12 protein-coding genes are annotated in these 12,514 nt (G+C 56.9%); 6 read left to right on the top strand and 6 right to left on the bottom strand.

All coding sequences use genetic code 11. The annotated features are described in order from the left end of the window. Positions 1-156 precede the first annotated feature (156 nt). From SK47_RS18450 to SK47_RS18440, 3 genes are read left to right on the top strand one after another with little or no spacing between them, the layout of a single operon-like run. The gene (locus SK47_RS18450; RefSeq protein ID WP_048244913.1) at positions 157-1,971 is read left to right on the top strand and encodes a DUF2264 domain-containing protein; all 1,815 of its coding nucleotides are present in this window, start codon (positions 157-159) and stop codon (positions 1,969-1,971) included. A gap of 31 nt (positions 1,972-2,002) precedes the next feature. Continuing rightward, the gene (locus tag SK47_RS18445; RefSeq protein WP_003862510.1) at positions 2,003-3,268 is read left to right on the top strand and encodes an oligosaccharide MFS transporter; all 1,266 of its coding nucleotides are present in this window, start codon (positions 2,003-2,005) and stop codon (positions 3,266-3,268) included. A gap of 28 nt (positions 3,269-3,296) precedes the next feature. Beyond that, positions 3,297-4,484: a glycoside hydrolase family 88 protein gene (locus SK47_RS18440; protein ID WP_032660336.1), complete on the top strand. Its 1,188-nt coding sequence runs from the start codon at positions 3,297-3,299 to the stop codon at positions 4,482-4,484. Between the two features lie 12 nt (positions 4,485-4,496). Here SK47_RS18440 and SK47_RS18435 read toward each other — a convergent pair whose 3' ends face one another. The 6 genes from SK47_RS18435 to qseB all read right to left on the bottom strand — a co-directional run bounded on the left by SK47_RS18435 (position 4,497) and on the right by qseB (position 8,692). Then, entirely contained in the window at positions 4,497-5,024 is a 528-nt protein-coding gene (locus SK47_RS18435) for a hypothetical protein (protein WP_048244911.1), read from the bottom strand. Positions 5,025-5,063: 39 nt separating this feature from the next. After that, positions 5,064-5,504, bottom strand: coding sequence for a peptidoglycan-binding protein LysM (gene lysM / locus SK47_RS18430; RefSeq protein ID WP_003862507.1), 441 nt, complete (start codon positions 5,502-5,504; stop codon positions 5,064-5,066). 152 nt (positions 5,505-5,656) lie between these two features. Further along, the gene (locus tag SK47_RS18425; RefSeq protein WP_003862506.1) at positions 5,657-5,971 is read right to left on the bottom strand and encodes a putative quinol monooxygenase; all 315 of its coding nucleotides are present in this window, start codon (positions 5,969-5,971) and stop codon (positions 5,657-5,659) included. A gap of 30 nt (positions 5,972-6,001) precedes the next feature. Further along, on the bottom strand, positions 6,002-6,583 hold the full coding sequence (locus tag SK47_RS18420) for an NAD(P)H-dependent oxidoreductase (protein WP_032607911.1): 582 nt from the start codon (positions 6,581-6,583) through the stop codon (positions 6,002-6,004). A gap of 103 nt (positions 6,584-6,686) precedes the next feature. Then, positions 6,687-8,036 carry a quorum sensing histidine kinase QseC gene (gene qseC / locus SK47_RS18415; protein WP_032607910.1) on the bottom strand — a complete coding sequence of 450 codons (1,350 nt, stop codon included), beginning with the start codon at positions 8,034-8,036 and terminating at the stop codon, positions 6,687-6,689. Further along, positions 8,033-8,692 carry a quorum sensing response regulator transcription factor QseB gene (gene qseB / locus SK47_RS18410; protein ID WP_048244909.1) on the bottom strand — a complete coding sequence of 220 codons (660 nt, stop codon included), beginning with the start codon at positions 8,690-8,692 and terminating at the stop codon, positions 8,033-8,035. Before qseB ends, qseC begins: the two co-directional genes overlap by 4 nt. A 139-nt stretch (positions 8,693-8,831) precedes the next feature. Here qseB and SK47_RS18405 point away from each other — a divergent pair, with 139 nt between their 5' ends. The 3 genes from SK47_RS18405 (at position 8,832) to plsC (ending at position 12,510) form a co-directional block, all read left to right on the top strand. Beyond that, a complete protein-coding gene (locus tag SK47_RS18405) occupies positions 8,832-9,233 on the top strand; it encodes a YgiW/YdeI family stress tolerance OB fold protein (RefSeq protein WP_003862501.1) in 402 nt (133 codons plus the stop codon). Positions 9,234-9,351: 118 nt separating this feature from the next. Continuing rightward, a complete protein-coding gene (gene parC / locus SK47_RS18400; RefSeq protein ID WP_047654211.1) occupies positions 9,352-11,610 on the top strand; it encodes a DNA topoisomerase IV subunit A in 2,259 nt (752 codons plus the stop codon). A 162-nt stretch (positions 11,611-11,772) separates the two neighbouring features. Continuing rightward, on the top strand, positions 11,773-12,510 hold the full coding sequence (gene plsC, locus SK47_RS18395; RefSeq protein WP_047654209.1) for a 1-acylglycerol-3-phosphate O-acyltransferase: 738 nt from the start codon (positions 11,773-11,775) through the stop codon (positions 12,508-12,510). Positions 12,511-12,514: the final 4 nt, after the last annotated feature.

Below are 12,514 nucleotides of genomic sequence, written 5' to 3'. Positions count from 1 at the left end.
AACTCAACTTTTTCCTGTCTGATCGTCTTTATAAACCACCTTTTTAAATTTTCTCAACTGGAGGTTTATTCATCGTTCATGCCTGTGACATGGCTAACATTTCTGCACCTTGCGGATTCACTATGCTTTGCCGCAGTTGATTACGAGGGCGAACCGATGTGGGCGGCAAACAAAGAAAAATCAAATCCGTTGTCTTCACGCCAGGAGGTAGTGGCGTCGTTGAATGCACTTTTACAGGCGCTGGACACGCAATTTCCGGCGAACCGTTCACGATTCCCGCTGGGCGACACCTGCGCCCATTACACAGCGGATATTGCGCAGATGGAGGGACTTTCCCGCGCGCTGTGGGGGCTGTTTCCGCTGATGGCATCTGGCGAAAGCACGCCGTTCAGCGAGAAGTACCTTACTGCCATTAAGCTTGGTACCGACCCGCAAAGCAGCGGTTACTGGGGTGAAACCGGCCCGTACGATCAGCGTCTGGTGGAGATGGCGGCCTACGGTCTGGGGCTCGCTCTGATGGGGGAGACGCTCACCGCGCGCTTTACCGGTCGCGAGGTGATGAACCTGCACGCGTGGCTCAACCAAATCACCGAAGCGCAGATGCCTGACAGCAACTGGAACTATTTTGCCATTATGGTTCAGCTAGGCTTTAAGCGCGCCGGCCTGCCGTACGATCAGGACGCCATTGACCACCGCTTTGCGCTGATGGACGCCTACTACCTCGGCGACGGCTGGTATTCCGACGGTCCCGGCCGCCCGAAAGATTACTACATCTCCATGGCTTTCCATTTCTACGGCCTGATTTACGCCACCCTGAGTAACGACGAGGCGAGGGCGAATGTGCTGCGCGAGCGCTCGCGCCTCTTCGCGGAAGACTTTATCTACTGGTCCGCCGCCGATGGCGCCTCGGTGCCGTTTGGCCGCAGCCTGACCTACCGCTTTGCCATGGTTGCCTTCTGGAGCGCGGTGGCCTTTTCTCAGCTGGACGTCTTCACCCCGGGCATCGTGAAAGGCATTGTGCTGCGGCATCTGCGCTGGTGGCAGCAGCAGTCGATTGTCGATCGCGACGGCATTCTCACCCTGGGGTTTGCGTATCCGAACCTGGCGATGTGCGAGGATTACAACTCCCCCGGTTCACCGTACTGGGCGCTGAAAACCTATCTGATCCTGGCGCTGCCGGAAGCACACCCGTTCTGGCAGGCGGAAGAACAACCGCTGCCCGCGCTTGATGAAAAACATGTGATCCCGCATGCGCAGCAGATCCTGATGCATTCGAAAGATTCGCAGCACGTCGTCATGCTCACCGCCGGTCAGCTGGAACTGAACAACTACGTCAACACCGAAGCGAAATACACCAAATTTGCCTACTCCAGCCGCTTCGGATTCACCCTTGAGCGCGGGCGTTTTGGCCTGAAGCATGCCGCCTGCGATTCCATGCTGCTGCTGGCGGACGGAGATGACTATTTCCGCGGTCGTCGCGAGTGCGAAGAGGTTCGGGTGGATGAAAATTACATTTTCTCGCGCTGGTCGCCGTGGCGCGACGTGCAGATTGCGACCTGGCAGATCCCGTTCGGGGAGTGGCACCTGCGCCTGCACCGTATCAACAGCACGCGCACTCTGCAAACCGTCGAGGGCGGCTTTGCGGTGATGAAAACCGCCCACCAGGTGCGCGAACGCGGTTGTTATCTGTTGGCTGAAAACGGCAGCAGCGTCATTGTCGATCTTTCGCCGATCATTCAGCGCCAGCCAGACAGCATCGTCACGCCGCCGAACAGCAGCATTATGTTTGCGGAGTGCGCCTCCATTCCGCTGTTAAAAGCTGACCTCCCGCAAGGGGAAAGCTGGCTCTGTTGCGCCGTTCTGGCTGGCGGAAGACAGCTCGCTGCGGCGACGCCGCAGCTGAATATAACCCATAGCCGGGTCGTCATTAGCGAACCCGGAAGCGAACGTAAGCTGTCGTTCACATTATAAAAATCTGGCCCTACACGTCGGCGAGGATGATATGAAAAGCACATCGACAACCAACAGAACTGAATATTACAAAATCAGTAGCTTTATCTTTCTCTATTTCTTTACCTGGTCTGCCAGTATTGGACTGCTGGCGATCTGGCTTGGCCAGAAAGCCAACCTGAGCGGATCGGTGATTGGAACCGTTTTTGCGGTGAACGGGATATTCTCCGTAATTCTTAAACCGATCTACGGCTATATTCTCGATAAGATCGGCATGAGCAAATACCTGCTCTATTTTGTGGTGATCATGTCGGCCCTGATGGCGCCATTCTTTATTTATGTTTACCAGCCGCTGTTAATGTCTAATACCCTGCTCGGGATTATTATCGGCGCGCTCTATTTAAGCTTTGCCTGGTACGCGGGCGTGGCGGCGTGTGAATCCTATTCCGACCGCTTTAGCCGCTTAAACGGCATGGAGTTCGGGCAAATTCGCATGTGGGGTTCGCTCGGCTGGGCGGTGGCATCGTCCTTCTCCGGCCTGCTGTTTAACCTCTCACCGGCGTATAACTTTATTCTCGGCAGCGTGGCGTCAGTGGTGATGCTGATTGTCCTGCTGAGCCTGAAAGTGAACACTAACTCCGCTCACGCAGGCGAGGTGCTGACGAAAGAGAAAATCGCCCCGTCAGACGTTTACGCCCTGCTGCGAAACCGCAAATTCTGGGCCTTCTGCCTGTACGTGGCGGGCGTGGCGTGGATGATGTTTATCGCCGAGCAGCAGTTCTCGCGCTATTTCGTCACCTTCTTCGACGATATTCACCAGGGCAACGCGGTATTCGGTTATCTCGGGACCGTGCAGTCGGGCATGGAGTTCGTCATGTATATGGTGATCCCGCTGTTTGTGAACTTTATTGGCGCCAAACGCGGGCTATTAATTGTCGGGCTGGTGGTCGGGGCGCGTCTGATTATTTCCGGCATGTGTGATTCTCACCTGTTAATTTCAGTGCTTAAGCCGCTGTACGGTCTGGAAATTTGTCTCCTGCTGGTGTCGGTATTTAAATATATCGCCGAGCATTTCGACAAGCGCGTCAATGCCACCATGTATTTACTCGGCTATCAGGCGATGCTCTACGTTGGCAACGTGGTGGTCTCTTCCCCTGCCGGCTATATGTATGACCGTATTGGCTTTGAGCACACCTATATCATCATGGGCGCAACGGCGCTGACCTTTACCCTTATTTCTGCTTTTACGTTATCCGCCTGTCAGAGCAAATGGCGCGGGGCTCGTGCGCTGAACGTAGCAGAAACGTCAACACGATAAATTACGCCGTCAAAGAAGGAACCGAAATATGTTAAGTCGTATCAAAGAAGAACGCCTGCCTGTTATCGCTGCGCCCGTTGACTCCCGCGCATTCAGCGATGAACTGAATTCGGCGCGCAGCCACGTTCTGGACCTGATTAGCCGTCATTTAACGGAGTTCGGCGACAAATTCCCGGCGGAAACCTGCCAGAACGGTTTTTATCCGCTGACTGACAACGTGGAGTGGACCACCAGCTTCTGGACCGGGCAGCTGTGGCTGGCGTGGGAGATGAGCGGCGAGGAAAAATTCCGTGCGATGGCGGAAAAACACGTGCGCTCGTTTGGCCTGCGCATCGCCGGGCGCAACGACACCAATACCCACGATTTAGGCTTCCTTTACACGCTCTCCTGCGTAGCCGCGTGGCGGCTGACCGGAAACCGCGAGGCGCGCGGCTTCTCGCTGCTGGCGGCGGAAGCCCTGCTGGAACGCTTCCACGAGAAGGCGAAGATCATCCAGGCGTGGGGCGATCTCTCCGATCCGGAGCAGGCCGGGCGAATGATCATCGACTGCAACATGAACCTGCCGCTGCTCTACTGGGCAACAGAGCAGACGGGCGATCCGCGCTTTGCCGACGCCGCAAAAGCGCACGTCATGCAGGCGGCGACGTATCTCATTCGTGACGATGCCTCCACCTTCCACACCTACTATATGGATGTAGCAACCGGCGCACCGCGCTACGGCAACACCCAGCAGGGCTACGCCGACGACTCCTGCTGGTCGCGCGGGCAGGCTTGGGGCATTTACGGTTTCCTGCTGAGCTATATCTATACCGGCGACGAAACGATGATCGCTCTGTCAAAACGGCTGGCGAACTACTTCCTCAATCGCCTGCCGGAAGACTACGTCTGCCACTGGGATCTGGCGCTGGTGGGCACCGACGCGCTGCGTGACTCTTCCTCGGCGGCGATTGCGGTATGTGGGCTGCTGGAGCTGGTAAAACACCTGCCGGTCACGGATCCGGATCGCGAACGTTACCTCGAATGGGCGAAAGGGATTATGTCCACGCTGACAAAGCACTATCTGATGGGCAAAGAAGAGAAGGGCAACGGGCTGCTTAAGCACTCGGTGTATCACCTGGCGAGCAATAAAGGCGTGGATGAGTGCGCGAGCTGGGGCGATTACTTCTACGTCGAGGCGCTGGTGCGCTTCACCCAGAGCTGGAAGCTGTACTGGTAACGGGCAGCGGTATCACCACCCAAGCACCTCTTTAATGGCGCGCCGGTAGGGCGTATCAAGCTGGGCAGGCACGCGGCAAATATAGTCCCGCGCATGGCTGCGGGTCTCTCCGCTGAGGCCGTCGAGATAAGCGATGGCTTCGTCCACGGCAGGAACCCTGCCTTCCTGTGACGCGCTTCTCGGCGGGAGCCCGGTCCAGATGATCGCTTCAATACCTTTCTCCCTGGCCCATGTTGTCAGGATACCCGTGTCGCGTCCGGTGATTAGCAACGAGCCAATGCCATCGCAGCGATGCTCGGGAATGGCTTCGCGCTCACGCAAAGCGCGGCAGGCCACGCTCAACGTTGTGGCCTCCAGCCATGCCCAAAGCACCGGCACGGCAGGGGCATTCATACAGATGGCGGTCGCCAGTTCACCGCCATCACTGACCCGACAGAACTCGACGGGCAGTGATGGCCCGTCGGTTTGCCACTCACCGGCTACCGGTAGCGCGCCGCTTTTCCAGATTAACGAGCCCCAGCCAAGACAAGCGATTTTCATGCTGTTCCTCTGCGCGACGTGAACCAATAGCCTCAGACGTTATGCCTTAGGAATACGCAGCGTCTGGCCGGGATAAATTTTATCCGGGCTGGAGAGCATCGGGCGGTTCGCCTCAAAGATCTTGTTGTACTGATTGGCATCGCCGTACACGGTTTTAGAGATCGCGCTCAGGGTATCGCCGGATTTCACCGTATAGTAAGTAGCTTCATCTTTGGCGTCTGTCGCGGTGATATTGTTCTCCACCTCGCTGACGCCCGCGATGTTGCCGACGGCGACCTGGATTTTTTCTTTCTGCTCCTGCGTTAGCCCGTCGCCCGTTACGCTGGCCTTGCCATCGGTGACGTTAACCTGAACTTTATCGGAACCGGGAATGTTGAGTTTCTTGAGGTGCTCGGTGATTTTGTCGCTCTGACCCTTATGATCGGTCAGGTTGTCCCAAAGCTTTTCGCCTGCTTCTTTCACGAAGTTAAAAAGACCCATTCCATCCTCCTGTTAAACATGAAGTCAGAATAAGCATAGCAGTTGAGCGGTAAGGTGATAAAAAAAGCCCGGTGGCGTTAACGCTTACCGGGCCTGCGGGGGAAAGTTGTAGGCCGGGTAAACGTAGTGCCACCCGGCAAATTTCACAGAACTTAAACCCCTTGCTCCAGAATACGGATGTGGGTTTCCAGAACGTCCCCTTTCACCGCGTCGCTCCACGCTTTCATATGCGCGGTCTGCAAATGGGCTTCAAGGTGCGCGACGGTTTCCCACTGCTCCACCATGATGATGGAGTCTGGCGCGGTCGCCTGGAAGCTTGCGCTGGTGGCGGCGTCTACCATCGGCGCGTAGCCGTGGCAGCCTTCTTCTTTCAGAACGGTCGGGATGATCTTCGCGAACTCATCCAGTACTGCCTGGCGGTGATGTTGGCCAGGACGCGTACGGATTTCAGCAATAACGGTAAGCATAATTAACTCCTTCTAATTCCAGGCTACCAGTTAAGCAAAAATTTCCGCGAGATGCTTGCGATATTCTGCGATATAGCGCGGGACGTCCGGCATTTTAATTACGTCGTTGACGATAAAGGTCGGCAGCGGCTCCATACCCAGGAACTGATTCGCCTTGTGGAACGGCAGATACGCGCCGTCTACGCCCACGCCTTCGAAGAACTGATCTTTCTCGGTGAACGCTTCCAGCGGCGCGTTCCAGGTCAGGGAGAGCATATATTTTTTGCCCTGAATCAGACCGCCGGAACCGTATTTTTTAGACGCATCTGAACGGGTGCGGCCGTCGCTGGCATACAGCGAACCGTGACCTTCGGTAAACACATCGTCCATGTATTTTTTCACGGTCCACGGTGCGCCCATCCACCAGCCCGGCATCTGCCAGATCACCACGTCGGCCCACAGGAAGTTCTGCACTTCGGCCTTCACGTCGTAATCGCTGTCCGCGCGCACGACCTTAACATCATGTCCGGCGTCGCGCAGGAAACCATCCGCGACCTCGGTCAGGGTGTCATTCAGCTGGCCTTTAGAGTGCGCAAATTCTTTCGCGCCGTTGATAATCAGAATGTTGCTCATTATTTGTCCTCGATGATGAGAGTATGCCGGGTATTCTACGCGCGAGGACGGAGCGGAAAAATAAGCAAAATGTGCAAAGTCTTTTGCGCTCAGCGCAATAATCTTACCAGCTGACGGTCACCGCAAAACCCCCTTCCGGCGCATTGCCCAGCGAGACGCGCATCCCGTGCAACGCCGCGATACGCTTGACGATAGACAACCCCAGACCGCTGCCGGTGGCGTCCTGGCCCGGTGGACGATAAAAGCGCTCGCCGAGACGCGTCAGCGCATCGGTTGAAATGCCCGGGCCGTTGTCGCGCACGGTAAAGCTTTGGGTGTTCAGCGTCACGTCCACCACGCTGCCGCGCGGGCTGTAACGAACGGCGTTGTCCAGCAGGTTACGCGCCAGAAGGCTCAGCAGTAGCGGCTGTCCGTGACGCATCACCTCGGGCGCATTAGCGTTGAGCCGAACATCAATGCCCGCCTGCTGCGCCGGATGCCAGATATCCAGCACCGCGGATTGCAGCAAATCGGCCATCATCACGGGTTCGACGTCATCAAGATTATCCAGTGAATCCAGGCGCGACAGGGTGAGAAGCTGATCCACCAGCCGGGAGGCGCGGTCGATGCCTGCGTGCAATTGCCCCAGCGCTTTAGACTGCGCCCCGGGATCGTCAAGGGAAAGCTGCGCCACGTCGGTTTGCACCTTCAGCGCGGCCAGCGGGCTGCGCAACTCATGGGCGGCATCCGAGGTGAAGCGACGCTCGCGGGCCATCATCTCCTGCGTACGGGCGAAAAGATGGTTAAGCGCATCAAGCAGGGGGCGAACCTCCGTCGGCACGCCGTGGGTGGGCAGCGTATCGGTCGCATCCGGGGAGCGCGAGCGCAGGGTCTGCGCCAGCTTTTTCAGCGGTTTCAGTTCCCGGCTCAGCAGAACAATCAGCAACAGCAGCATTATGGGCAGCGCCACCAGCCACGGCGTCAGCTGCGAGCTGACCACGTCCAGCGCCATATCCTGTCGGTACTCCCACTCCTGGCCAACCACCACGCGGTATTTCCCGTCCGGAGAAGTCAGCCACAGGAAACGCCATTCGTCGTTGTCATCCTGCAACCGACCGTCATCAAACCCGTCCCGGCGGTAGAGGTAAGGTATGTCGCGCCCGTTTTCGCCGTCGTTAAGCACCATGCTGCCGTCGGCGGTGAAGATTGCGAAGGCCAGCGCATCGTCGTCAAGATGGCCGTGTTTGGCTTTTTTCGGCACCTCGCGCATGCGTTCCGGGGCGCGAAGTTCGTCCACGTCCATCGTCAGCAGCCGTTTGGCAAACAGCATCTGCTGGGTATCGAACAGCTTATCGAGCTTGTCGGTCGTCTGGTGCCAGGCCACCACGCTTGCGGCAAACCAGGCCGCCAGGGACAGCAGCAAAAAGAGGAGCGTCAGGCGCAGCTTCAGGCTCAGGCGTTGGGTCAGTTTCATGCGTCACCCAGGGTATAACCGATGCCGTGCACGGTGCGGATAAAGTCGCTGCCGAGCTTGCGGCGTAAATGATGAACGTGGACTTCGACAGCGTTGCTGGAGACGTCATCATCCCAGTTGTAGAGCTTCTCCTCGATGGCCTTGCGCGGCAGCACGCGGCCCGCGTTGCGCATCAGCAGTTCCAGCAGGGCGAACTCTTTGGGTTTGAGCACCAGCGTTTCGCCCTCCAGCGTGGCGACAAGGCTTGCCGGATCGAGCGTGACCTTGCCGTGACGCAGCTCGCTGCGCGCCTGCCCGTGGCTGCGGCGTACCAGCGCTTCCAGACGGGCCGCCACTTCAATTAGCGCGAACGGCTTACACAGGTAATCATCCGCCCCCAGGCGTAACCCTTCGACGCGCTGATTCAGCGCATCCCGCGCGGTCAGGATCAGCACCGGTTCGCTCGTTCCGCTTTCGCGCCAGGCGCGCAGGATCTCAAGCCCGTCGATTTCCGGCAGCGTCAGATCAAGCACCACGGCATCATACGGCGCGGTGTACAGGGCCGCCTGCCCGGTTTTCCCGTCGGTAAACCAGTCCACGTTAAAGCCCATTTTGCTTAAGCCCGCTTTGATGCCGTCGCCAATGAGCTTGTCGTCTTCTACCAGTAAAATGCGCATATTTCCTCCTTGATGCCGTCAGTAAACCTTTTGCAAGCGCCTGCTGTACAGTAAAAATAAATAAATTTTCCCCTTAAGAAGTTGTTAAGGTTTACCCTGTTTAATGGATTGTGAAACGACATTAAAGGGAGAGATAAAGATGAAAAAATTCGCTGCAATTGCTGCCATCATGATGATGACCACGGCCCCTGTCTTTGCTGCACAGGGTGGCTTCTCTGGCCCATCTGCGACACAGAATCAGACGCAAACCCAGCAGGGTGGCTTTGTCGATAACAACGCCAACCTCACCACCGCGGCTAAAGTGAAAGACCTGAAGGACGATGCCTGGGTGAAGCTGCGCGGGAACATTACCGAGCGCCTGTCTGATGACCGTTACACCTTCCGCGATGAAAGCGGCACGGTGGTGGTGGAGATCGACCACAAGCGCTGGAACGGCGTGACGGTGACGCCGCAGGATAAAGTCGAACTCCAGGGTAAAATCGATAAAGACTGGAACGAGTTTGAAATCGACGTGAAGCAGGTTATCAAGCTGAACAAATAACCCGGAAAGGGCCGCATGAGCGGCCCTTTTTCTTTGTGACTCAACTCGCCAGATGAGGTAGTATCTGCGGCAATATTGCCTGAAACCCATCGGTTTCTGAGTTGAGGAATCACACGTAATGAGCGATATGGCAGAGCGCCTCGCGCTACATGAATTCACGGAAAATGCCTACCTGAACTACTCCATGTACGTCATCATGGACAGGGCGTTGCCGTTTATCGGGGATGGCCTGAAGCCCGTTCAGCGCCGCATCGTCTATGCGATGTCCGAACTGGGGCTGAATGCTACCGCCAAGTTTAAGAAATCCGCCCGTACCGTCGGCGACGTGCTGGGTAAATACCATCCGCACGGCGACAGCGCCTGCTATGAAGCGATGGTGCTGATGGCCCAGCCGTTTTCTTATCGCTATCCGCTGGTGGATGGCCAGGGGAACTGGGGGGCGCCGGACGATCCGAAATCCTTCGCGGCAATGCGTTATACCGAATCTCGCCTGTCTAAATATGCCGAAGTGCTGTTGGGCGAGCTGGGGCAGGGCACGGTCGACTGGGTGCCAAACTTCGACGGTACGATGCAGGAGCCGAAAATGCTGCCTGCGCGTCTGCCGAACATCCTGCTGAACGGCACGACCGGTATCGCCGTGGGCATGGCGACGGACATTCCGCCGCACAACCTGCGTGAAGTGGCAAAAGCGGCCATCACCCTGATTGAGCAGCCAAAAACCTCGCTGGACGATCTGCTGGATATCGTGCAGGGGCCGGACTATCCGACCGAAGCCGAGATCATCACCTCGCGTGCGGAAATCCGCAAAATCTACCAGAACGGTCGCGGCTCCGTGCGCATGCGCGCGGTGTGGAATAAAGAGGATGGTGCCGTGGTGATCACCGCGCTGCCGCACCAGGTGTCGGGTGCCAAAGTGCTGGAACAGATCGCCACCCAGATGCGCAATAAAAAGCTGCCGATGGTGGACGACCTGCGTGATGAATCGGACCACGAAAACCCGACCCGTCTGGTGATTGTGCCGCGTTCTAACCGCGTGGACATGGAGCAGGTGATGAACCACCTGTTCGCCACTACCGATCTGGAAAAAAGCTACCGCATCAACCTGAACATGATTGGTCTGGACGGTCGTCCGGCGGTGAAAAACCTGCTGGAGATCCTTACCGAATGGCTGGCCTTCCGCCGCGATACGGTGCGCCGTCGTCTGAACCATCGCCTGGAAAAAGTGCTTAAGCGCCTGCATATCCTCGAAGGTTTGCTGGTGGCGTTCCTCAACATTGACGAAGTGATCGAGATCATTCGTACCGAGGACGAACCTAAGCCTGCCCTGATGTCGCGCTTTGGCATCAGCGAAACCCAGGCCGAAGCGATCCTCGAACTGAAATTGCGCCATCTCGCCAGACTGGAAGAGATGAAGATCCGAGGCGAGCAGAACGAGCTGGAAAAAGAGCGCGATCAGCTTCAGGCGATTCTGGCGTCCGAGCGCAAGATGAACACCCTGCTGAAGAAAGAGTTGCAGGCCGATGCCGACGCCTTTGGCGACGACCGACGTTCTCCGCTGCACGAGCGCGAAGAGGCGAAGGCGATGAACGAGCACGACATGCTGCCGTCCGAGCCGGTGACCATCGTGCTTTCCCAGAGCGGTTGGGTGCGTAGCGCCAAAGGCCACGATATCGACGCGCCGGGTCTGAGCTACAAATCCGGTGACAGCTTCAAGGCGGCGGTGAAGGGCAAGAGTAACCAGCCGGTGGCGTTCATCGACTCCACGGGCCGCAGCTACGCCATCGACCCGATCACGCTGCCGTCTGCGCGCGGCCAGGGCGAACCGCTCACCGGTAAGCTGACGCTGCCGCCGGGTGCCACGGTTGAGCATATGCTGATGGAAGCCGACGATCAAAAACTGCTGATGGCGTCTGATGCGGGCTACGGCTTTATCTGTACCTTCAACGATCTGGTGTCGCGTAACCGTGCCGGTAAAGCGCTGATTAGCCTGCCGGATAACGCACACGTCATGCCGCCGCTGATCATCGAGAACGAAAGCGACATGCTGCTGGCGATCACCGCTGCCGGACGTATGCTGATGTTCCCGGTCAGCGATTTGCCGGAGCTGTCGAAAGGCAAGGGCAACAAGATCATCAGTATCCCGTCAGCGGAAGCGGCAAAAGGCGAAGATAGCCTCGCGCATCTTTTCCTGCTGCCGCCGCAGAGCACGCTGACCATTCATGTCGGCAAGCGTAAAATCAAACTGCGTCCGGAAGAGTTGCAGAAGGTGGTGGGTGAGCGCGGACGTCGCGGCTCACTGATGCGCGGCCTCCAGCGAATCGACCGCGTGGAGATTGACTCGCCGGCGCGCAGCAAAGCGGACGACAGCGAAGAGTAACCTGTTTCATCCCCCTCTTTCCGGAGGGGGAATTACCATAAAATTTCCCGTAAAAACGTTGTTAATTCGTGCGTTGCGATTAACAATACGCGCTCGTAATAAAGTCCTTACCTGGCCACAGGTGAAGTATAATTGTCAGCTGTCAGGGCTTCAGAGGTCGCTATGCTATACATTATTCGTCTCATTCTTACCGTTATTTATTGCATTCTGGTCTGTATTTTCGGATCGATTTATTGCCTGTTCAGCCCGCGTAACCCAAAGCATGTCGCGACGTTTGGCCACATGTTTGGTCGTCTTGCGCCGCTGTTTGGCCTGAAGGTTGAAAAGCGTCTGCCTGAAGGGGCGGAGAATTTCGGTAACGCCATCTATATCGCTAACCATCAGAACAACTACGATATGGTGACGGCCTCAAATATTGTTCTTCCGCCGACCGTAACCGTGGGCAAAAAAAGCCTGCTGTGGATCCCCTTTTTCGGCCAGCTGTACTGGCTCACCGGTAACTTGCTGATTGACCGCAACAACCGCGCCAAAGCGCATGGCACTATTGCGGAAGTGGTGGATCAGTTTAAAAAGCGCCGGATTTCCATCTGGATGTTCCCGGAAGGGACGCGCAGCCGTGGTCGCGGCCTGCTGCCGTTCAAGACCGGCGCGTTTCATGCTGCAATTGCGGCTGGCGTTCCAATTATTCCCGTGTGTGTTTCCAATACATCGAATAAGATTAATCTTAACCGTCTGAATAACGGACTGGTCATTGTCGAAATGCTGCCGCCGGTAGATACCTCTAAATACGGTAAAGACCAGGTGCGCGAGCTGGCCACGCACTGCCGCGAGCTGATGGCTCAGCATATTGCGCAGCTCGATAAAGAAGTTGCAGAGCGAGAAGCCGCCGGTAAGATTTAACCCG

It is taken from the genome of Enterobacter sp. BWH52, assembly GCF_001037565.1.
Classification (GTDB): domain Bacteria; phylum Pseudomonadota; class Gammaproteobacteria; order Enterobacterales; family Enterobacteriaceae; genus Enterobacter; species Enterobacter hormaechei_C.
This window is presented reverse-complemented; position numbering and strand designations above follow the sequence as displayed.